Raw genomic sequence first — 22,640 nt, 5'->3', positions numbered from 1 at the left:
GTCCTTCTCCCGCCCTCCAACGGATTTTCGCCAATTCAACGCAAAACCCCGCAGAATATGCCTCATCAAATCATTAACTGACGGGTCAGGCAGGTTTCTTGCAGACGCCTGCCAATAACAGCAAAAGATGACAGTCGGTGAAAAATGCGAAAATTCGGGCTTACAAAGTGAATATAAAGTTGTATACAATCATCCCATTGCAGTGACGCCAGCCTTTCATTCAAACCCCGGGCGCGTCACACCAACCGTTTTCACCGAACAAGAAGGAAGACTGCAGTGAGCGCTGACTACCCACGCGACCTGGTCGGTTACGGCAGTAACCCTCCCCATCCACACTGGCCGGGCAACGCCCGCATCGCCCTGTCGTTCGTGCTCAATTACGAAGAAGGCGGCGAGCGCAATATCCTGCACGGCGATAAAGAGTCCGAAGCCTTCCTCTCGGAAATGGTTTCTGCGCAGCCGCTACAAGGCGCGCGCAACATGAGCATGGAATCCCTATACGAGTATGGCAGCCGTACCGGCGTCTGGCGGATCCTGAAACTGTTCAAGGAATTCGACATTCCGTTGACCGTCTTCGCCGTGGCCATGGCCGCCCAGCGCCATCCAGACGTGATCCGCGCCATGGTCGATGCCGGTCACGAGATCTGCAGCCACGGCTATCGCTGGATCGACTACCAGTACATGGACGAAGCCCAGGAACGCGAGCACATGCTCGAAGCGATCCGCATCCTCACCGAAATCACCGGCGAACGCCCGCTGGGCTGGTACACCGGCCGCACCGGCCCGAATACCCGTCGCCTGGTGATGGAAGAAGGCGGTTTCCTCTACGACAGCGATACCTACGACGACGACCTGCCCTACTGGGAACCGAACAACCCGACCGGCAAGCCGCACCTGGTGATCCCGTACACCCTGGACACCAACGACATGCGCTTCACCCAAGTCCAGGGCTTCAACAAGGGCGACGACTTCTTCGAATACCTCAAAGACGCGTTCGACGTGCTGTACGCCGAAGGCAGCGACGCCCCGAAGATGCTGTCGATCGGCCTGCACTGCCGCCTGATCGGCCGTCCGGCGCGTCTGGCTTCGCTCAAGCGCTTTATCGAATACGCTAAAAGTCATGAACAGGTGTGGTTCAGCCGTCGCGTCGACATCGCGCGCCACTGGCAAGAAACCCACCCGTACACAGGGGCTGCCCAATGAGCACCTTTCAAACCGTAAAACCCTCGACCCTGAGCCGCGACGCCTTCGTCGCCGCTTTCGCCGACATCTACGAACACTCGCCATGGGTGGCCGAGAAGGCCTTCGACCTGGGCCAGGACCCTTCGATCGACGAGATCGAAACCCTGCACCAGCGCATGAGCGACATCCTGTTGAGCGCCGATCACGAAAGCCAGCTTGAGCTGGTCGTCGCTCACCCGGACCTGGCAGGCCGTGCGGCCGTCCAGGGCCAATTGACCGAAGCCAGCACCAATGAACAGGCTGGCGCCGGTATTCACCAATGCACGGCCGAAGAGTTCCAACGCTTCACCGAGCTGAACGACGCCTACAAAGCCAAGTTCAAGTTTCCCTTCATCATGGCGGTAAAAGGCAGCAACCGGCATCAGATCCTCGCAGCGTTCGAAACGCGCATTCACAACTCGGTCGAGACCGAATTCAAATGCGCGCTGGCGGAGATCAACAAGATCGCCCTGTTCCGATTACTGACCCTATAGCAAGCCTTGCCCGAGTGTTAAAAACGCGAAAACACCCAGGGCACTGCAAGCATCCCAAGCCACTTATTTAAAGGCAGACAAGAAGAATGAAAGCTTACGCCGTACCTTTCGAGAAGTTCGTCAACCTGGCCGACGCCCGCCTGGGCACCAAAATCATCTCGGTCACCGATGACTGGTTCGCAGACGCCAACCGTCTGTTCCAACCGACCCCGGCCGTATGGAAGGAGGGCGTGTTCGATGACAACGGCAAGTGGATGGACGGCTGGGAGTCGCGCCGCAAGCGCTTCGAAGGCTTCGACAGCGCAGTGATCCGCCTGGGCGTACCGGGTTCGATCAAGGGCGTCGACATCGACACTTCATTCTTCACCGGCAACTTCCCGCCATCGGCATCCCTGGAAGCCTGCTTCCTGGCCGAAGGCGAGCCGAACGAAAACACCCAGTGGACTGAAGTGCTGTCCGCCGTCGAGCTGCAAGGCAACAGCCACCACTTCCACGAAATCAACAACGACCAGGCGTTCAGCCACCTGCGCTTCAACATCTACCCGGACGGTGGTGTTGCCCGTCTGCGCGTGTACGGCATTCCGTTCCGCGACTGGTCCGCTGTCGGTGACAACGAGCAAGTCGACCTGGCCGCAGCCCTCAACGGCGGCCGCGCCCTCGCCTGCTCCGATGAACACTTCGGTCGCATGAGCAACATCCTCAACCCGGGCCGTGGCATCAACATGGGCGACGGCTGGGAAACCGCACGTCGTCGTACGCCAGGCAATGACTGGGTCATCGTCGCGCTGGGTCACCCGGGCGAGATCGAGAAAATAATCGTCGACACCCTGCACTTCAAAGGCAACTACCCGGACACTTGCTCGATCCAGGGCGCGTTCGTGAAGGGCGGTACCGACAGCCAGATCGAAACCCAATCGCTGTTCTGGCGCGAACTGCTGCCAAGCCAGAAGCTGGAAATGCACGCCGAACACACCTTCGCCGAGCAGATCAAGGCACTGGGCCCGATCACCCACATCCGCCTGAACGTGTTCCCGGACGGTGGTGTGAGCCGCCTGCGCGTTTTGGGCAAGGTCGCTAAATAAGCGCTGATGGAAAACCTGTAGGAGCCGGCTTGCTGGCGATGGCGCCCTTACCGACGCCATCGCCGGCAAGCCGGGCTCCTACAAAAGCTGCACACCAACACATTTGAGATTAAGTAGAACAGCATGCGCACATTAACGATTGAACCGCTGACCAAAGAAGCCTTCGCCCCTTTCGGTGACGTAATCGAAACCGACGGTAGCGATCACTTCATGATCAACAACGGTTCGACCATGCGCTTCCATAAACTGGCCGTGGTCGAAACCGCAACGCCAGAGGACAATGCGATCATCAGCATCTTCCGCGCCGACGCACAGGACATGCCGCTGACCGTTTGCATGCTGGAGCGCCATCCGCTGGGCAGCCAGGCTTTCATTCCGCTGCTCGGCAACCCCTTTCTGATCGTGGTCGCGCCCGTTGGCGATGCACCTGTATCAGGCTTGGTCCGCGCCTTCGTCACCAACGGCAGGCAGGGCATCAATTACCATCGCGGCGTTTGGCACCACCCGGTGCTGACGATCGAAAAGCGGGATGACTTCCTGGTGGTTGATCGCAGTGGCACAGGCAATAACTGCGATGAGCATTTTTTCAAAGAGGAAGAGCGTTTGGTCCTCGCCCCCCACCAATAAGAGAAGGTCTGATCACTCGACGACAGAGTGACAGGCGAGAGGTAAAGACTGTGGAAGCACATCTGTTGGAATGGCTGAACCTGAGCGTGCGCTGGGTTCATATGATTACTGGCGTGGCCTGGATCGGCGCATCGTTCTACTTCGTCTGGCTGGAAAACAACCTCAATCGGGTCAACCCGAAAAGTGGTCTGGCCGGTGACTTGTGGGCGATCCACGGCGGCGGTATCTACCACCTGGAAAAATACAAACTGGCTCCACCGACCATGCCGGACAACCTGCACTGGTTCAAATGGGAAGCCTACTTCACCTGGATGTCGGGTATCGCGCTGCTGTGCGTGGTGTTCTACTCCAACCCGACGCTCTACCTGCTGGCTCCGGGCAGCACCCTGAGCGGTCCTGAAGGCGTGGCCATCGGTATCGGCTCGCTGTTCATCGGCTGGTTCATCTACTCCTTCCTCTGCGACTCGGCCCTGGGCAAACGCCCTGCCCTGCTTGGCGCCATCCTGTTCGTTCTGATCATCGCCGCAGCCTATGGCTTCAGCAAAGTGTTCAGCGGTCGCGGTGCGTACCTGCACGTTGGCGCGATCATCGGCACCATCATGGTCGGTAACGTGTTCCGCATCATCATGCCGGCGCAACGCGCACTGGTAGCGGCCATCGCCGAGAACCGCACGCCGGACCCGGCACTGCCGGCCAAAGGCCTGCTGCGTTCGCGTCACAACAACTACTTCACCTTGCCCGTGCTGTTCATCATGATCAGCAACCACTTCCCGAGCACCTACGGCAGCCAGTACAACTGGTTGATCCTGGCCGGGATCGCGGTGCTGGCGGTGTTGGTGCGTCACTACTTCAACACCCGTCACGACAGCCACAAGTTTGCCTGGACCCTGCCGGTGGCAGCGGTGGGCATGATCTGCCTGGCTTATGTGTCCGGTCCGAAGCCGATGTCCAGCGCTCCTGAAGTGGCCAAGGCACCTGCTGCGATCGAATACCAACCGCTGCCGGAAACTGCAGTGGGCGGTGGTTTGAAGCCTGCCCAAGCCAAACCAGCAGAAGCTGCCGCTGCTGCACCAGCACAAGCGTCCAACGCCGGCCCCGGCTTCGACAAAGTCCACAGCGTGATCCAGGAGCGTTGCGCGGTTTGCCATTCGGCCAAACCGACCAGCCCATTGTTCAGCGCGGCTCCGGCCGGTGTGATGTTCGACACCCCCGAGCAGATCCGCCAGAACGCCGCGCGTATTCAGGCTCAAGCCGTCGCCAGTCAGATCATGCCACTGGGCAACATCACGCAGATGACCCAGCAGGAACGTGACCTGATCGGTGCCTGGATTGTGCAGGGAGCTCCGACCAACTGATCGTTGAAAGCATCGCCAGCAAGCCGGCTACTACGGGTTTACGTCGTTCGCAAACCCCAACCTGTAGGAGCCGGCTTGCTGGCGATCAACCGCGCAGCGGTTGCCTGATGCACAAAATCACAAGAATAAAAAAGATCCGAGGTGTTGCATGTCCGAGCTCTCCAAAGCGCGCATCCCCGACGCACCCGCCATTCAGCGTTTGCCCCTTTTGCAGCTGATCCTGGTCGGTCTGCAACATGTTCTGCTGATGTACGGGGGTGCCATCGCGGTGCCGCTGATCATCGGACAGGCCGCAGGCCTTAGTCGTGAAGAAATCGCCTTCCTGATCAACGCCGACCTGCTGGTCGCCGGGATCGCCACTATCGTTCAATCCCTCGGCATCGGCCCAATGGGCATTCGCATGCCAGTCATGATGGGCGCCAGTTTCGCCGCCGTCGGCAGCATGGTCGCCATGGCCGGTATGCCCGGTATCGGTCTGCAAGGGATCTTCGGCGCAACCATCGCCGCCGGGTTCTTCGGCATGCTCATCGCGCCGTTCATGTCCAAAGTCGTTCGCTTCTTCCCACCTCTGGTCACCGGCACAGTCATCACCTCGATCGGTTTGTCGCTGTTCCCCGTGGCTGTGAATTGGGCCGGTGGCGGTGCGAGCGCCGCCCAATTCGGCTCACCGATTTACTTGGCCATTGCCGCACTGGTTCTCGGCACCATCCTGCTGGTGCATCGCTTCATGCGCGGTTTCTGGGTCAACATTTCCGTACTGATCGGCATGTGCCTGGGCTACGTGCTTTGCGGTCTGATCGGGATGGTTGATCTGAGTGGCATGGACCAGGCGCCATGGCTGCAATTCGTCACACCGCTGCACTTCGGCATGCCGAAATTCGAACTCGCGCCAATCCTCTCGATGTGCCTGGTGGTGGTCATCATTTTCGTCGAGTCCACCGGAATGTTCCTCGCGCTGGGCAAGATCACCGGCCAGGAAGTCTGCCCGCGGATGCTGCGTCGCGGCTTGCTCTGCGATGCCGGCGCTTCGTTCTTCGCCGGTTTTTTCAACACCTTCACCCACTCCTCCTTCGCCCAGAACATCGGCCTGGTGCAAATGACCGGCGTGCGCTGCCGTTCGGTGACCATCGTCGCCGGCGGATTGCTGATCGTGCTGAGCCTGCTGCCGAAAGCCGCCTTCCTGGTGGCGTCGATTCCACCGGCGGTATTGGGTGGTGCGGCCATTGCGATGTTCGGCATGGTCGCGGCCACCGGGATCAAGATCCTGCAAGAAGCCGACATCGGTGACCGTCGCAACCAATTGCTGGTGGCGGTGAGCATCGGCATGGGCCTGATCCCAGTGGTACGCCCGGAGTTTTTCGCACACTTGCCGGTGTGGATGAGCCCGATTACCCACAGCGGCATCGCCATGGCCACTATCAGTGCACTGGTGCTGAACCTGCTGTTCAACATCCTTGGCGGCGCTGAACGCGCGGCCATCAATGAGTGCCAAGCCCACACGCATTAATTCATTAGGCAATGACCCCTGTAGGAGCGAGCTTGCTCGCGATGGATTCAAGAACAGCGCGTTTTTCCAGATAACACGCGTAATCGTTTACGACCATCGCGAGCAGGCTCGCTCCTACAGGGGCGGCGGTGCCTGCGCCTGAAAAATAAAAACAAGAGGGAGCAACAGATGATTCGGACACAAACCAACTTGCTGTTGAGTGCCGGCCTGCTGGCCGCGAGTCAAGCCATGGCCGGCGATTTATTGCTGTGGCAGACCAACAGCCTGAGCTATCTGTACGGCAAGGACTTTGCGGTGAACCCGTCGATCCAGCAGACGATCACCTTCGAACACGCCGACCGCTGGAAGTACGGCGATAACTTCATGTTCATCGACAGTACCTACTACAACGGCGAGAAAGACCGGAACAAGGGCGTTCACGCCTATTACGGCGAATTCAGCCCGCGCCTCTCCTTTGGCAAGATCCTCGACCGCCGCTTCGAATTCGGCCCGATCAAGGACGTGCTGCTGGCCATGACCTACGAGAACGGCGAAGACGACACCGAGGCCTACCTGATCGGCCCCGGGTTCGACCTTGCGATTGCGGGCTTCAATTTTTTCACCTTGAACTTCTATAACCGCCAGACCGAGGGCTCGCGCCCCGGTGACGATGTCTGGCAGATCACTCCGGCCTGGTCCTACACCCTTCCATTGGGCAATTCGAACCTGCTGATCGATGGCTACATCGACTGGGTCGTGGATAACGACGAGAACTCACACGGCACCTATCACGCCAACGTGCACTTCAACCCGCAGATCAAATACGACCTGGGCAAAGCCCTCGGCTGGCGCGAAAAACAGATCTATGTCGGCGCCGAGTACAGCTACTGGAAAGACAAGTACGGCATCGAAAACACTAACAATTTCGACACCAATGAAAACACCACCAGCCTGCTGGTGAAGGTGCATTTCTAAGATGACCCGCAACCGTGCCCCAAACCTGTCGTCGGTGCGCTGTTGCGGGGCACTTGAGACCTGGCCAAGGAGTCAGTATTCTCCGCGACCGCCTGAATCCGCTTTAAAAAAAAGCCCGGATATAATTCCTGACCAGAAAGCCAACTTATCCCGGCTCTGGACGGTACCAAGGCACTCCAATACCCCTCTCAATCGACTGTTCTTGAGCCGTCGAACGGGAGTTTTTTTGCTTTCTGAAAGCCTTGGCGCAGCTCTTGCTTACTGCATTAAAGCTGACCGATTGGATGATTTTTTACCGCTACAGAAAAAGGCGCCACACCAGAGCGCAGACCTTAAAAAAATAAACGTGGAACACACCTACATTTTGGGAGCAACCGAATGAAACGTACGTGCACTAGCCTGATGCTGGCGGGATCAATGCTGGCCGGGGGCCAAGCCATGGCCGGCGAATGGCTGCAATGGCAGGACAACAGCCTGACCTACCTTTACGGCAAAGACTTCCAGGTCAACCCGCGCATCCAGCAGACGGTGACCTTCGAGCACGCCGATGGCTGGAAATACGGCGACAACTTCTTCTTCATCGACAAGATCTTCTACAACGGCAAGGAAGACGCTTTCGCCGGTGAGAACACTCACTACGGCGAATTCCAGCCGCGCCTGTCGTTCAACAAAATCTTCGACCAGAAGTTCGAGTTCGGTCCGATCAAAGACGTGCTGCTGGCCATGACCTACGAGTTCGGCGAAGACGACACCGAGTCGTACCTGGTCGGTCCAGGCTTCGACCTGGCCATCCCGGGCTTCGATTACTTCCAGCTGAACTTCTACAACCGTCACACCGAAGGCGACCGCCCGGGTGACGATGTCTGGCAAGTCACACCTGTATGGTCCTACACCGTTCCAGTGGGCGATTCGAACATCCTGATCGACGGCTACATGGACTGGGTCGTCGACAACGATGTGAACGACAAAGGCGAATACCACGCCAACCTGCACTTCAACCCACAGGTCAAATATGACCTGGGCAAGGCGCTGAATCTGGGCGCCAAGCAACTGTACGTCGGTGTCGAGTATGACTACTGGAAAAACAAGTACGGGATTGAAGACAGCCAGGGCTTCAAGACTGATCAGAGTGTGACCAGCTTCCTGGTCAAGGTTCATTTCTGATGATTCTTTGATCGTTCTGCGCCTCACTAATGAGGCGCAGCTCGGTTTTATCGCGAAGCCATACTCAGCACTTCTCCCGGAAACCGCGTGTAGGACCTTCTTTTGCTGACAACCGAAGGAGGTTCAACTGACTTCAACCCCCTATCCACCATTGGTATGGGTCTCACGCTAACAAAACGCTTGGATACAGACTTTTCTGGAGTAATTTCCACGCTCAAATACTGATAAATTGCAGCTGTTGTTAGCGCGCCACTCAAACCAACCTGTATCTCGAGCAGCCTCTCTTTATGGGTATTTTCTCGTGTGATAATTGACGGCACGTCATGCACCTCAATAGCGAGTGTCCCTCCATTCCTGGAAAGATAGTTCCGCACAGATTTAGACTTTTCTTCATTCCCTGAAACTTCTGCTCCCAAATCGGCGAGACTCACATTATTCCCCCGCAAATCACGCAAGACTACTGCGCCTCTGACCAGAGTGGGCTGACCGGCCGCCGAATTAAATACCTCAATGTACCTTCTAGGCCAAAGCTCCATTGTTCGGCTTGACGGGTTATGCTGAAGCATATCCGCCTTAAAGCTCCAAGACTGATTTTTTGAAAAATCATTAAGCGTTATTCTTTCCTTCCATCTTAAGTTCGGCATTTCCTGAAATACGCCTAGCACACTATCTTTCCAATCCGGCTTATAGGAAAGCTCAATATTGGCGACAATGTTATTCCCGACAGCCTCATCTGAATTCAGATCAGAATAAGAAAATTGCAATTTTTCAAGCTTCCATTTTCCAATTTTCTCAGGCAACTTCAAATTCACGTCCCCCCCTGTCAGTCCTTGCTCATCTTTCAACGACACAGGGCGATTATTTACCATTAAAAACAGGTTCAAACCGTCTACGCTGCCGATAGGATCCGCACTCGCCCACCGCTGCAACCACGGTGCGTAATACCGAAACCCATAGCAATAAAGCCCCGTCGCATCCCGTTCTTTACCCGAGTAGCGAATCGTCTTGTACTTGACCTCGTTGTCACTGCCACCCGCCCACAACGCCGTCCCGCCAAACGGGTAATAGACTTCCTGACTCAGCAGCGCTCCCTGCTCATCCAGTTCCAGCGTGCAGGAGTTAAGGTGGTCGCTCAGGCAATAACGCAGTTGGTCGTTACGTACTCCACTGGGCAGTTTTTCAACCCAGTGCAAGGCCTGTACATGGCTGAGCCCCGCCTCGACACTCAGCACATGCCGCTCTTCACCAGTAGCCGTATCTCTATGGATTTCCAGCCCTGGCAAATAACGAACTTCAGCACGCAGCGTGCGACGAGAAGCCTCCGTGAGTCGGACTTTTCTCAGTCGATGCCCGGGACTGTCGTAGAAATAACACTCGGTATCGTCAGATCCATCTTCACGCCGGACCATCGTCACGCGACTCAACTGATTACGAATGCCCCAACTCATTTCCTGGCCGCGCAACAGCTCCCGCTGATTGCCGTTGGAATCAAAGCCATCCGCCAGATTGCCTTCTTGCGCAACGCTGCGATTGCTGTCGGTCGAGGTAAACATCTCGAAGGTTTCCACACCGCTATGGTGACGGGTTTGCAGATTCCCGGCGGCGTCGTAATTGAAGGTCTGGGTGTAATTGCGCAACTGGTTGGGATCCAGCGGCGTGGTTTTCCAGGCAGGCAATGCAGGGCCATAAGCGGGCTGGCTCACTTCCCGGCCGGTGGCTTCGACCAGTTGATAAAGGCTGTCATAACGATAGCGGTTGATCGGGTCGATGCGCTGTTGATTGAAATAGCGTGTCAACGCCACCTTGTCTTCGACACTAGAAATGTTGCCAACCGGATAATAGGCATATTCGAGGTGCTGAAGCGGCGTGCCTCGGGCATCGCAAGACAGCAATCCGATCAGCCGCCCATCTTCAGGCGCGTATCGGGCTGTGGTTACGACACCATTAGCGGCTCGTTCACGCTCAATCCTGCCAACGGCATCGTAACGGATGTCACCCACCAGCACTTGAGGAGGGCCAGATGCGTCAGCCAACCTCAGTCGGGTTTCCTGCAACTCACCGGCCTGGTTGTAAGCGAATGCCCTGAGGTTAACCTTGGCGTCCGTATGGCAGAGCATTTCCCCTGCAGGCCCATACTGTTGAGCCGTCCTGAAAACATCCTTCTCCAGGCGAGCATCAGCAGATTCGGAAGACCAATCCACCGGGGCCAGATCGAGCAAAAAACGGGTCTCTTCCGCCAGAAGCAAACCACCCACACCATATTCACAAAGGCTACGCCTGCCCGCCGGATGGTCATGACGGATCGATTGGCCGCACTGGTTATGCACCGCGAACTCATCACCCGCCCCTGCGTAAGCAAAACGCTCGGAGACGCTCGGCGACTCATCCTTCATCTGCTCCGTCACGGTCGTGGGACGCTGAAGCTCATCGTACTCAGTGTGCCGCTGACTCCCACGACCGTCCCAGAATGAGCGCGCCATACCGGCCTGATCCAGCAAGCTCAGTTGCCAACCGGCATCGACGCTATCCACCAGCAGCGGCTGATTCTGTAGATCGCGCGTCCTGGCGAGGTTCGGTTTTGGCGTCATGCCCCACAATCGTGGATCCCAGGAAGCCACCTGCCGTCCGGCAGCGTCAAAGTGATTGCGGGTGATGCGAGTTTCCACGGAGGACGGGGTAAGCGGATGACGAAAATACGCGACACTTCGCACAGCCAAACCGCGCGAATCCACCACCGACACGCTCGGTGTGTGAGCATCAATCCATTGCGCAGGCGCCATCTTCGAACCCTCTGCCAAAGGGGTTCAATCTGATGGAAATACCTGACGACATCTACTGTCAGATCTGACAGTTCAAACAGTCTCTGCCACCGAGAGCCCGAGAAACCGGCACAACTCCCCGCGCTTGGCCAACGCATCGCGTCGCCCCAGCTCGATCAATTCGCTGCAATACCCCGATTCGAACAACAGATAGCTCAACACCCCTGCCCCGCTAGTCTTGGTCGCACCCGGCCCGCGCAGAAAAAGGCGCAAAGCCGCCGGCAGCTCCTGGCGATGGCGTGCGGCAATCTCGTCGATTGGCTGGCTCGGTGAAATCACCAATACGTCCACCGGTGCCACGCCCAATGCGCGGGTCGGCGTGCCGTCGGGTATCAGGTGACTGAACTGGTTCAGGCGTTGCAGCAATTCGATATCGCTTTCCAGGCTGTCAATGAACGTACTGTTGAGCATGTGCCCGCCGATCTGCGCCAGGGTGGGCTGCTGACCGGTGCAGGTGCGCTGCAAGGGTTGCTCAGGGTCGACGCCACGCGGGTTGCCGCTGACACCCACCACCAGCACCCGACTGGCACCCAGGTGCAGCGCTGGGCTGATCGGCGCCGATTGGCGTACGGCGCCATCACCGAAGTACTCCTCACCGATTTTCACCGGGGCGAACAACAGTGGAATGGCTGAACTGGCGAGCAAATGCTCAACGGACAACCGCGTGGGAACGCCGATCCGACGATGACGCAACCAGGCGTCAATCTTGCCGCCACCCTGATAGAAGGTGACGGCTTGACCAGACTCATAGCCGAATGCAGTCACCGCCACGGCCTGCAATTGCTGTTGCGCGATGGCTTCGGCGATGCCGTTCATGTGTAACTTTTCGTTGAGCAAATCCCGCAGCGGCGAACTGTTGAGCAACGCCACCGGCACTTGGGCGCCGATGCCCAACAAGCTATGACTGACAAATCGAGTGGCCTGACGGATTACCCCGGGCCAGTCGCTGCGCAACACCCGATGACTGCGAAAGCCCTGCCAGAACGCCGTCAAACGTTCGATGGCACCGCGAAAGTCCATCGCCCCGCTGGCGAGGCTGACGGCATTGATCGCACCTGCCGAGGTGCCGACAATCACCGGAAACGGATTGCTCGCACCCGGCGGCAGCAATTCCGCAATCGCCGCCAGTACACCCACCTGATAGGCCGCCCGAGCCCCGCCGCCGGAAAGAATCAAACCCGTGACCGGTTCGCTTGGACTCATGCGCAACTCTCCATGGTGCTTGATGGGGTTTCGTTGTTTCGACCTCTTCCCCTGTAGGAGCGAGCTCGCTCCTACAGGGTCTCGGCATTCAACCGCGCTTGGCGTACAACTTGGGTTCGCCCGGCGGACGGCTCTTGAAGCGGCGATGGGCCCACAGGTATTGCTCGGGGTGCTCGCGCAGAACACTTTCGATCCATTGGTTGATGCGCAGGCAATCGTCCTCTTCGGTTTCGCCGGGGAAGCCTTCGAGAGGGGCATGGATCACCAGGCGATAACCACTACCGTCGGCCAGACGCTCCTGGGTGAAAGGCACCACCAACGCCTTGCCCAACCGCGCAAACTTGCTGGTGGCCGTCACTGTAGCGGCCTGAATGCCGAACAGCGGAACGAAGATGCTTTGTTTGGCGCCGTAGTCCTGATCCGGTGCGTACCAGATCGCTCGGCCCGAACGCAGCAACTTGAGCATGCCGCGCACGTCCTCGCGCTCTACAGCCAGCGAGTCGAGGTTATGCCGTTCACGCCCCTGGCGCTGGACGTAGTCAAACAGCGGGTTCTTGTGCTCGCGGTACATGCCATCGATGGTGTGCTTCTGACCAAGTAGCGCCGCACCAATTTCCAGCGTGGTGAAATGCAGCGCCATCAGAATTACGCCCTTGCCCTCGCGCTGGGCCTTCTGCAGATGCTCCAGTCCCTCGATGTGAGCCAGGCTCGCCAGGCGCTTGCGCGACCACCACCAGCTCATCGCCATCTCGAAAAAGGCGATGCCCGTAGAGGCGAAGTTTTCCTTGAGCAGACGTTTGCGCTCGGCAGCGGTCTTTTCAGGAAAGCACAGTTCCAGATTGCGCTTGGCGATGCGCCGTCTGTCGCCGGCCACTCGATACATCAGAGCGCCCAGGACACGACCGATCCACAGCAATGCCGGATACGGCAACTGAACGATCAGCCACAAAAGCCCCAGACCACACCACAGCGGCCAGAAACGTGGAGCTAGAAATGCTTTTTGAAAACGCGGGCGGTCCATTAAAGCTTCCGGAATGACAATGGCCGCGCATTCTACATCGTTCGACCCGGCTTGCGGCCTGCGGGCGTTCTCGTTATAAGTCTCGGCACTTTTAGTGACAAGTCGTTGTATGCCGACCATGAGCCAAACCGAACCGCTAGACCAAGATCCCGTGTTCCAGTTGAAGGGCAGCATGCTGGCCATTACGGTGCTGGAACTGGCCCGTAACGACCTGGAAAGCCTTGATCGGCAACTGGCCGCCAAGGTTGCCCAAGCGCCCAACTTCTTCAGCAACGCGCCGCTGGTACTGGCCCTGGACAAGCTCCCGGCCAACGAAGGTGCTATCGACCTGCCAGGGCTGATGCGCGTTTGTCGCCAGCATGGTCTGCGTACCCTGGCGATCCGTGCCAGCCGCATCGAAGACATCGCCGCCGCCATCGCAGTCGACTTGCCGGTGCTGCCCCCGTCCGGTGCACGGGAGCGCCCATTGGACCTGGCGGAGGGCGAACCGAAGAAAAAACCGGAAAAACCGCCCGAGCCCACCATCAAGCCGACAAAAATCATCACCTCGCCCGTACGGGGTGGCCAGCAGATTTACGCCCAGGGCTGCGATCTTGTGGTCATCTCCTCGGTCAGTCCGGGGGCGGAACTTCTCGCCGATGGCAACATCCATGTATACGGCCCGATGCGTGGTCGCGTGCTGGCTGGGGTCAAGGGCGACAAGAAGGCCAGGATTTTCTGCCAGCAAATGAGCGCTGAACTCATCTCGATTGCAGGTCATTACAAGGTTTCCGAAGATCTGCGCCGCGACCCTTTGTGGGGTTCGGGCGTGCAGGTCAGCCTGTCGGGCGATGTGTTGAACATCATTCGGCTTTAACGGATACTGCCGCATTTTCCAAGCATCTCTGAAACGTAGCGAAAACGGCTCAAACGAAGTAGGAAAAAGGCCGAAAGCAGTGTTTACCGGGGGTAAACGCCGCTCAAAACCGGATTCCAGCCAAGGCTGTCCGACTGCAGTAGTTTTTCAAGAGATGTTTTTCAGGGGCTAAAAGTCCTTTTTCCTTAGGGGTGAAACACCTTGGCCAAGATTCTCGTGGTTACATCCGGCAAGGGTGGTGTGGGTAAGACCACCACCAGTGCCGCTATCGGTACCGGCCTCGCTCTGCGCGGCCACAAAACAGTGATCGTCGACTTCGACGTGGGCCTGCGTAACCTCGACCTGATCATGGGTTGCGAGCGCCGCGTGGTGTATGACTTCGTCAACGTGGTCAACGGCGAAGCCAACCTGCAACAGGCCCTGATCAAAGACAAGCGTCTGGAAAACCTCTACGTCCTGGCCGCCAGCCAGACCCGCGACAAAGACGCGCTGACTGTCGAAGGCGTGGAAAAAGTCCTGATGCAACTCAAGGAAGACTTTGAGTTCGTGGTCTGCGACTCCCCGGCCGGCATCGAGAAAGGTGCCCACCTGGCCATGTACTTCGCCGATGAAGCGATCGTCGTGACCAACCCGGAAGTCTCCTCGGTACGTGACTCGGACCGCATGCTCGGCCTGCTGGCCAGCAAGTCCCGTCGCGCCGAACGCGGCGAAGACCCGATCAAGGAACACCTGCTGATTACCCGTTACCACCCTGAACGTGTGAGCAAAGGCGAAATGCTCGGCGTGGAAGACGTCAAGGAAATCCTCTCGGTGGCCCTGCTCGGCGTGATCCCTGAATCCCAGGCGGTGCTCAAGGCATCCAACCAGGGCGTTCCGGTGATTCTCGACGACCAGAGCGATGCCGGCCAGGCCTACAGCGATACCGTAGACCGCCTGTTGGGCAAAACCGTGGAACATCGTTTCCTCGACGTACAGAAGAAGGGATTCTTCGAGCGCCTGTTTGGAGGCAACTAAGCAATGAACCTTTTTGACTTCTTTCGTGCCAACAAAAAGCAAAGCACCGCGTCGGTAGCGAAAGAGCGTCTACAGATCATCGTGGCGCACGAACGCGGCCAACGCAGCACCCCGGACTACCTGCCAGCCTTGCAGAAGGAACTGGTCGAGGTGATTCGCAAGTACGTCAATATCGGGTCCGATGACGTGCACGTCGCACTGGAAAGCCAGGGCAGCTGCTCGATTCTGGAACTCAATATCACCCTGCCAGATCGCTGAGTCGATCCGGCTGGAGCCACGGCGGCTCGATCATTTGGGCGCCCCTTTTTTGTAGGAGCCGGCTTGCCGGCGATGCAAACAGCGCGTTGTAACTCTTACAACGCATTGATGCCATCGCTGGCAAGCCAGCTCCTACAAGCAGGGCGTCAAATGATCGAACCGCCGTTGGCGTTTGTTACGAGGCTGTTTTAATGCCGCTGTCCAATATCCATATCCTCCATGAGGACGCCGCCGTACTGGTGGTGAACAAACCAACCCTGTTGCTCTCCGTCCCTGGCCGGGCTGATGACAACAAGGACTGCCTGATTACCCGTCTGCAGGAAAACGGCTACCCGGAAGCGCGAATCGTCCACCGGCTTGACTGGGAGACTTCCGGCATCATCCTGCTGGCCCGCGACCCGGACACCCATCGCGAACTATCCCGGCAATTTCACGACCGTGAAACCGAAAAGGCCTACACCGCCCTGTGCTGGGGTCAACCGGAACTGGACAGCGGCAGTATCGACCTGCCCCTGCGCTACGACCCGCCGACCAAACCACGTCACGTGGTCGATCATGAGTTCGGCAAACATGCCCTGACGTTCTGGCGAGTACTGGAGCGTTGCGGCGATTGGTGCCGTGTCGAGCTGACTCCGATTACCGGCCGCTCCCACCAGTTGCGCGTGCACATGTTATCCATTGGCCATCCGCTGCTGGGCGACGGTCTCTATGCCCATGAGCAAGCATTGGCTGCCTGGCCGCGCCTGTGTCTGCATGCGAGCATGCTCAGCTTCACGCACCCGCAAAGTGGCGAACGCTTGCGCTTCGAGTGCCCCGCGCCTTTTTGATTAGCACTTGAGCCCTACCCGCAAACGCCCTTCCATTGAAGGGCGTTTTGATTGGCCAGGACTGACTGCCAAAAATGAAAACGGCGTGAAAAAATTGTCATAATTTTGTAATAATACGTAAAATGATGGCATCCAGACATCACGCAGGATGCCCTAGTGTTCAGCAGTAAAACGCTTCAATGCCATTACCCCGTCACCTTCGTTTTCGGCAACACCACCCTTCATTTGAGTGAACAGCCCAGCTGCGAAGCGCGGTTGGCTTTCGAACAACTCATCAAAAAACGACGCGCGCAAAAACTCAATCGTGCAAGCGCACCGCTGGCCATCGGTAAGAAGCCGTTATTTGCGAAAGTCCAGCCGCTGGATTCATTCAAGGCGAAAGTCCGGGTAACCTTGGGCAAAGCGCAACGCAATGGTCGATTCGACTGGCCACTTGAAGAACTGATCAATACTCATGAAGCGCAGCGTCGAGGCGTGGAAATGCCACCGCTGGAAGGCTTTGGATATACCAGAAACAGACTGGGTCTAACCCAGGAATACTTCATTATCACTCGCCTGCTCAATGACTATATCGACGGCGCGCAATGGCTCAAACGCCATCCTCAATACGTCGAAACCTTCATTCGCAGTGCATTCGAACTGTTGCACTCCCTGTCCCGAAAAAACATCACGCACATGGATTTCTGGGTGGGCAACGTCATGATCCCGGAAAAGTCGCAGCACTCGCTGAAAGCCATTGACTTCGAAAACTGTTTCGCCGGACAGACCGCTCACTTCAGCGAAACGCTAGGCTTCCAGCTAGGTTTTTTTTACAGTCGAGAGATCTACAAACTCATTACCGAAGCCGACTATGATCGCCTGGTAGATGAATATATCCGAAAGTTTCCGGATCTCTCACGGCGCAAATTCGACGAAATCTACCACCCAAGCAAACATGAACATGTCGGACGCAAGCAACGTCGAGACATATTCCTCCATGGCAACCTGATCACCGGTTGAAGGAAGCTCCGGGGCTTTTTCCCTTACAAACTACAAACAGTTGTACACCTGCAATGCAACAGGCAGATACGCTAAACTCCGGCATTCGCTGCCAGGAGCTGCTTATGCATGAAGCACTGAGTCCCCTCAAAAAGTCACCATCCCAGTTGCTTTACCTCATCTACGGCAACCAGGATGTGTACCGGCGCGAAGCCAAATTCAGCATGCTCACGGCACTCTCGCACCTCAAGCGTGGGGAATCGCTGTGCATCCGGATCATGACGGATCGCCCGCAGGACTACGACGGCTGGCCGGTCGATGTCATTACTCTGAGCGATCAGACCATGATCGACTGGCAGGGTGAAAACGGCTACCACCATCGACGCAAGGCCTGCGCCATCGCGCAGGGGCTGAAACTGGCTGAAAAGACGCTGTTCGTCGACACCGATACGCTGTTTCTGGAGTCGCCCCATTGCGTCTTCGAGCGTATCGAGCCGGGCCAGTATGTAATGGACCGTTTCGAATACGACTGGCATTACGTCTGCGAGCGCCCGGACTACATCAAGCTCGGCCGCTGCCTGCAAGCTTACGGGATCTCATCCGAAAACAGCTTCAAGCTTTACAACAGCGGTCTGTGCGGTGTCACGAGCAGCGATACGCCGCTGCTCGAGGAAACGATCAGGCTGATCGATGAATGGACTGTGGACACTTTCGACATCCATACCATCGAGCAAATCGCCCTGTCATTCGCAATGCGCGACAAGCCGGTTCGGGAAGCGAAAAAATTCGTTTATCACTACTTCGCCGAAAAACGCTTCTTCCATGCGATGCAGAAGCATTTTTTCACCCGCCATGGTGAACAGTTCCGTGCCGAGCTTGCGATTCTTTGCACGGAAGTACCACGTTGCAAACCTATCCCGTCACCATGGCAGCGCCTGCGCATCAAATGGAAGTTGCGCAATAAACGCGATGGCATGAAAAAAGTCGGTCGCCACCTGTTGTACGGAAGCGCTGCCCCCGACCATCCATATTACGAAGTGTGCCGCCATGAATGGTGGGAGTCTGCCTCCCGAGAAATTCTGCGCTGGGATGAACAACAGCAGAAAAGGTTCTTCGGCCCGGAAAAGGATCGCTGGCCAAAACACCTGCCCAAGCCAACCAAGGCCGCCGACGAACAGACCATCATCGCCTACCTGCGCGAGCGAATGAAACAGTAACCGACTCGAGACACGTGCGCTAAACGGTTGCGAAAGCTCTTGCCCAATGCCCCGGGCCAATGCGTTAAACTGGCACCATTGCTGTCTGGAGCTATTTATGCGCGAAGAGTTGAACCAAGGCCTGATCGATTTTCTCAAGGCCTCCCCTACCCCTTTCCATGCCACCGCCAGCCTGGTTCAGCGACTGGAAGCGGCAGGCTATCAACGCCTCGACGAACGCGAACCGTGGCACACCGAAGCCAATGGTCGCTATTACGTCACCCGTAACGACTCTTCAATTGTCGCGATCAAAATGGGCCGCCACTCGCCGCTGCACGATGGCATTCGCCTGGTCGGCGCCCACACCGACAGCCCATGCCTGCGCGTCAAGCCACAGCCAGAGCTGCAACGGCAGGGATTCTGGCAATTGGGCGTCGAAGTCTATGGCGGTGCGCTGCTGGCCCCGTGGTTCGACCGCGACCTGTCCCTGGCGGGCCGCGTGACCTTCCGCCGTGATGGCAAGGTCGAGAGTCAGTTGATCGACTTCAAAGCCCCCATCGCGATCATTCCGAACCTGGCCATCCATCTCAATCGTGAGGCCAACATGGGTTGGGCGATCAATGCCCAGACCGAGCTGCCACCGATACTCGCGCAATTTGCCGGTGACGAACGCGTGGACTTCCGCGCTGTGCTCACTGATCAACTGGCCCGTGAGCACGGTTTGAACGCTGACGTGGTGCTTGATTACGAGCTGAGCTTCTACGACACCCAAAGTGCCGCGGTGATCGGCCTGCACGGTGACTTCATCGCCGGTGCGCGCCTCGACAACCTGTTGTCGTGCTACGCCGGCCTGCAAGCGCTGCTCACGGCCGATACCGACGAAACCTGCGTGCTGGTCTGCAACGACCACGAAGAAGTCGGCTCGTGCTCGGCCTGCGGTGCCGATGGCCCGATGCTCGAACAAACCCTGCGTCGCCTGCTGCCTGAAGGTGACGAATTCGTACGCACCATTCAGAAATCCCTGCTGGTTTCGGCCGACAACGCCCACGGTGTACACCCCAACTACGCCGACAAGCATGACGCCAACCATGGCCCGAAACTCAACGCCGGCCCGGTGATCAAGGTCAACAGCAACCAGCGCTACGCCACCAATAGTGAAACCGCTGGCTTTTTCCGCCACCTGTGCATGGCTGAAGAAGTACCGGTGCAAAGTTTCGTGGTGCGCAGCGACATGGGTTGCGGCTCGACCATCGGCCCGATCACTGCCAGCCACCTGGGCGTTCGCACCGTAGACATCGGTTTGCCGACGTTTGCGATGCACTCGATCCGTGAACTGTGCGGCAGCCACGACCTGGCTCACCTGGTCAAAGTGCTGAGCGCGTTCTACGCCTGCCAAGAGTTGCCGTAATACCTGTAGGAGCTGCCGTAGGCTGCGATCTTTTGATTTTGTTGTTCCGATAAAGATCAAAAGATCGCAGCCTACGGCAGCTCCTGCACACATCATCACCCGTTGTTTAAAAGCCACCTAGACTTTCAAATATACCTTCGACAAGGCTGTCTTCATGATCTCGATGTCTACCTTTCAAGCCATGCTGATCCCGATTCTTGCCGGGATGCTCATGCTGGCTATCGGCTTCAACTTTCGCGACAAAAATGCCGGCGTGTTCGCCATGTGGATCGGCATGCTAACGATTCTGGCCACGGTCATTTTCAAGATCCTCGCCAAACTCAACGAATAAATCCTCCCACCCGGCTCGCATTGATTTAGACGGGCTCGTACACTCGGTCGATCCGCTCCTTGCGAGGTTGACCGCCTAGTGTTCGCTCGTCTTTTCGCCCTGCCCTGCTTCTTCCTTGTCTGCCTGATGACGCTGCTGCCGATGGCGCCTGCCAATGCGGTCGGTTTGCCCGGCCTGCTCAACAGCCAGGCCAAGGCCCAGCCCGAAGCACAGGAGCCGCTGGGGCAATCCCTGGATGAAGTGATCAAGTCACTGGAGAACGATCAGCAGCGAACCAAGCTGCTGGCGGACCTGAAAAAACTTCGGGACGCCACCAAAAAAGCCCAGCCTGTCGCCGAAGAAGGCGTACTGGGTTTGATTGGTGGAACCCTGGCCGATCTCGAGAAGAAACTGTCAGGTGAGGACAGTCCTCTGACTCGCTGGTCCAGCGAGCTCGATCTGGCCAGTGAAGAGCTGAGCGCACTGGCACTCCCGGCCAATGAGTGGCTGCCCGTGTTTTTTGCCTTTGCCATGATTCTGATGGTCTGGAGCCTTTTGGCTGCCGCATTGATCTGGCTCAGCCATCGCGTGCGCATGCGCTTTGGCCTGACCGAAGAGTTGCCGCAGCACCCAAAGGCCCTGGACATGTTGCGCTTTGCGTTGCGCAAGCTCGGTCCGTGGCTGGTCGCCCTGGTCATCACGGTCTACATGAGTTACGCCCTGCCCTCGTCCCTGGGTAAAAGCCTGGCCATGGTGCTCGCTTATGCACTGGTAGTCGGCACCTGCTTCTCGGCGATCTGCGTGATTGCCTTTTCCCTGCTCGACGGCCCGCACCGCCACCGTGCCTTGTATATCCTGCGGCACCAGGCCTTTCGGCCTTTGTGGTTGATCGGCAGCTTCGCCGCTTTTGGTGAAGCCCTGAGCGATCCGCGATTGATCGACAGCCTCGGCAGCCATCTGGCGCATACCGCCGCAACCATCGCCAACGTCCTGGCCGCATTATCCACGGGCTTGTTCATCTTGCGTTTCCGCCGACCCATTGCCCATTTGATCCGCAATCAGCCGCTGTCACGACGTCTGACCCGCCGAGCCCTGAATGACACCCTCTCGATTCTCGGCACCTTCTGGTACGTGCCTGCCCTTGTGCTGGTAGGTATCTCACTGTTCGCCACATTCATTTCGGCGGGCGATACCAGCACAGCACTGCGTCAATCGCTTATCTGCACGGTGTTGCTGGTGCTGTGCATGGTCATCAACGGACTCGTGCGCCGCCATGCCTTGAAGCCGCAGCGCGGCATCAAGCGTCATGCGTTTTATTCCGAACGCCTGAAAAACTTCTTCTACACCATCGCGCATATGCTCGTATGGCTGAGCTTCATCGAACTCGGCCTGCGGGTCTGGGGCATGTCGTTGATCCGCTTCACCGAAGGCGACGGCCATGAAGTCAGCGTTAAGCTGTTCAGCCTCGCCGGTACGTTGCTATTCGCTTGGCTGATCTGGATTCTCAGCGACACTGCGGTGCATCACGCCCTGACCCGATCGCGCAAAGGCCTTGCCAATGCCCGCGCGCAAACGATGATGCCGCTGATCCGCAACGTGCTGTTCGTGGCAATTTTCATCATCGCGCTGATCGTTGCCCTGGCGAACATGGGCATGAACGTCACGCCACTGCTGGCCGGTGCCGGCGTGATCGGCCTGGCCATCGGTTTTGGTGCCCAGTCGCTGGTAGCTGATCTGATCACCGGTTTGTTCATCATCATTGAAGACTCCCTGGCCATCGACGATTACGTGGATGTCGGCGGCCACCTCGGTACTGTCGAGGGCCTGACCATCCGCACCGTGCGCCTGCGTGATATCGATGGCATCGTCCACACCATTCCATTCAGCGAAATCAAAAGCATCAAGAATTACTCGCGAGAATTCGGCTACGCGATTTTCCGGGTAGCGGTGCCGGCCAACATGGACATCGATAACGCAATCAAAATGATGCGCGACGTCGGCCAGAAGATGCGTACCGACCCGCTGCAGCGACGCAATATCTGGTCGCCACTGGAGTTTCAGGGCGTGGAAAGCTTCGAATCCGGCAATGCGATACTTCGCGCCCGGTTCAAGACGGCGCCGATCAAGCAATGGGAGGTATCGCGAGCGTTCAACCTGTCACTCAAACGGCACATGGATGAAGCCGGACTGGATCTGGCGACACCGCGGATGAGTATTCAGGTGATCACGGCCGGTGGCGGTCCGCAGAATGAGTAACGCTGTAGGAGCTGGCTTGCCAGCGATGACGGTTTAACGTCCAACGAAGAGGTTGAATGTTATGGCCTCATCGCTGGCAAGCCAGCTCCT

The 22,640-nt window shown here is 57.6% G+C and carries 20 protein-coding genes; 17 read left to right on the top strand and 3 right to left on the bottom strand.

All coding sequences use genetic code 11. The annotated features are described in order from the left end of the window. The first annotated feature begins 276 nt into the window (after positions 1-276). The 8 genes from puuE (at position 277) to QMK58_RS09695 (ending at position 8,404) form a co-directional block, all read left to right on the top strand. Positions 277-1,203 carry an allantoinase PuuE gene (puuE, locus tag QMK58_RS09730; protein WP_053157025.1) on the top strand — a complete coding sequence of 309 codons (927 nt, stop codon included), beginning with the start codon at positions 277-279 and terminating at the stop codon, positions 1,201-1,203. Then, positions 1,200-1,715, top strand: a complete 516-nt coding sequence (gene uraD, locus QMK58_RS09725) for a 2-oxo-4-hydroxy-4-carboxy-5-ureidoimidazoline decarboxylase (protein WP_320396189.1) — start codon at positions 1,200-1,202, stop codon at positions 1,713-1,715. Before puuE ends, uraD begins: the two co-directional genes overlap by 4 nt. A gap of 86 nt (positions 1,716-1,801) precedes the next feature. Next, positions 1,802-2,797: an allantoicase gene (gene alc, locus QMK58_RS09720; RefSeq protein ID WP_053157019.1), complete on the top strand. Its 996-nt coding sequence runs from the start codon at positions 1,802-1,804 to the stop codon at positions 2,795-2,797. A gap of 123 nt (positions 2,798-2,920) precedes the next feature. Continuing rightward, positions 2,921-3,424, top strand: a complete 504-nt coding sequence (locus QMK58_RS09715; RefSeq protein ID WP_053157016.1) for an ureidoglycolate lyase — start codon at positions 2,921-2,923, stop codon at positions 3,422-3,424. A gap of 50 nt (positions 3,425-3,474) precedes the next feature. Beyond that, a complete protein-coding gene (locus tag QMK58_RS09710) occupies positions 3,475-4,779 on the top strand; it encodes a urate hydroxylase PuuD (protein ID WP_053157013.1) in 1,305 nt (434 codons plus the stop codon). Positions 4,780-4,927: 148 nt separating this feature from the next. Then, positions 4,928-6,286, top strand: coding sequence for a nucleobase:cation symporter-2 family protein (locus tag QMK58_RS09705; protein ID WP_053157010.1), 1,359 nt, complete (start codon positions 4,928-4,930; stop codon positions 6,284-6,286). A gap of 168 nt (positions 6,287-6,454) precedes the next feature. Beyond that, positions 6,455-7,240 carry an outer membrane protein OmpK gene (locus QMK58_RS09700; protein WP_053157005.1) on the top strand — a complete coding sequence of 262 codons (786 nt, stop codon included), beginning with the start codon at positions 6,455-6,457 and terminating at the stop codon, positions 7,238-7,240. Positions 7,241-7,618: 378 nt separating this feature from the next. Next, positions 7,619-8,404 (top strand): outer membrane protein OmpK, encoded by a 786-nt coding sequence (locus QMK58_RS09695; RefSeq protein ID WP_053157002.1) that lies wholly within the window; start codon positions 7,619-7,621, stop codon positions 8,402-8,404. 47 nt (positions 8,405-8,451) lie between these two features. Here QMK58_RS09695 and QMK58_RS09690 read toward each other — a convergent pair whose 3' ends face one another. From QMK58_RS09690 to QMK58_RS09680, 3 genes are all read right to left on the bottom strand, one after another. After that, entirely contained in the window at positions 8,452-10,992 is a 2,541-nt protein-coding gene (locus QMK58_RS09690) for an RHS repeat-associated core domain-containing protein (RefSeq protein ID WP_320396188.1), read from the bottom strand. Positions 10,993-11,256: 264 nt separating this feature from the next. Further along, a complete protein-coding gene (locus QMK58_RS09685) occupies positions 11,257-12,426 on the bottom strand; it encodes a patatin-like phospholipase family protein (RefSeq protein WP_053156996.1) in 1,170 nt (389 codons plus the stop codon). An 88-nt stretch (positions 12,427-12,514) separates the two neighbouring features. Then, positions 12,515-13,447: a lipid A biosynthesis lauroyl acyltransferase gene (locus QMK58_RS09680; protein WP_053156993.1), complete on the bottom strand. Its 933-nt coding sequence runs from the start codon at positions 13,445-13,447 to the stop codon at positions 12,515-12,517. 118 nt (positions 13,448-13,565) lie between these two features. On the opposite strand from QMK58_RS09680, the gene minC reads away from it, so the two are divergent. The 9 genes from minC to QMK58_RS09635 all read left to right on the top strand — a co-directional run bounded on the left by minC (position 13,566) and on the right by QMK58_RS09635 (position 22,550). Beyond that, positions 13,566-14,303 (top strand): septum site-determining protein MinC, encoded by a 738-nt coding sequence (gene minC, locus QMK58_RS09675; protein WP_053157096.1) that lies wholly within the window; start codon positions 13,566-13,568, stop codon positions 14,301-14,303. 201 nt (positions 14,304-14,504) lie between these two features. After that, positions 14,505-15,317: a septum site-determining protein MinD gene (gene minD / locus QMK58_RS09670; RefSeq protein ID WP_008056976.1), complete on the top strand. Its 813-nt coding sequence runs from the start codon at positions 14,505-14,507 to the stop codon at positions 15,315-15,317. A gap of 3 nt (positions 15,318-15,320) precedes the next feature. Continuing rightward, positions 15,321-15,575 (top strand): cell division topological specificity factor MinE, encoded by a 255-nt coding sequence (gene minE / locus QMK58_RS09665; protein ID WP_007974947.1) that lies wholly within the window; start codon positions 15,321-15,323, stop codon positions 15,573-15,575. Positions 15,576-15,766: 191 nt separating this feature from the next. Then, positions 15,767-16,402: an RluA family pseudouridine synthase gene (locus QMK58_RS09660; RefSeq protein ID WP_053156990.1), complete on the top strand. Its 636-nt coding sequence runs from the start codon at positions 15,767-15,769 to the stop codon at positions 16,400-16,402. Between the two features lie 156 nt (positions 16,403-16,558). Beyond that, the gene (locus tag QMK58_RS09655; RefSeq protein ID WP_053156987.1) at positions 16,559-17,401 is read left to right on the top strand and encodes a lipopolysaccharide kinase InaA family protein; all 843 of its coding nucleotides are present in this window, start codon (positions 16,559-16,561) and stop codon (positions 17,399-17,401) included. Positions 17,402-17,505: 104 nt separating this feature from the next. Continuing rightward, a complete protein-coding gene (locus QMK58_RS09650) occupies positions 17,506-18,597 on the top strand; it encodes a hypothetical protein (RefSeq protein ID WP_053156984.1) in 1,092 nt (363 codons plus the stop codon). 97 nt (positions 18,598-18,694) lie between these two features. Further along, positions 18,695-19,984 carry a M18 family aminopeptidase gene (locus tag QMK58_RS09645; RefSeq protein WP_053156979.1) on the top strand — a complete coding sequence of 430 codons (1,290 nt, stop codon included), beginning with the start codon at positions 18,695-18,697 and terminating at the stop codon, positions 19,982-19,984. Positions 19,985-20,138: 154 nt separating this feature from the next. Then, the gene (locus QMK58_RS09640; protein WP_172681805.1) at positions 20,139-20,315 is read left to right on the top strand and encodes a hypothetical protein; all 177 of its coding nucleotides are present in this window, start codon (positions 20,139-20,141) and stop codon (positions 20,313-20,315) included. Positions 20,316-20,393: 78 nt separating this feature from the next. Further along, positions 20,394-22,550 carry a mechanosensitive ion channel family protein gene (locus QMK58_RS09635; RefSeq protein ID WP_053156973.1) on the top strand — a complete coding sequence of 719 codons (2,157 nt, stop codon included), beginning with the start codon at positions 20,394-20,396 and terminating at the stop codon, positions 22,548-22,550. Positions 22,551-22,640 lie beyond the last annotated feature (90 nt).

The organism is Pseudomonas sp. P8_241, from assembly GCF_034008315.1.
GTDB lineage: Bacteria > Pseudomonadota > Gammaproteobacteria > Pseudomonadales > Pseudomonadaceae > Aquipseudomonas.
This window is presented reverse-complemented; position numbering and strand designations above follow the sequence as displayed.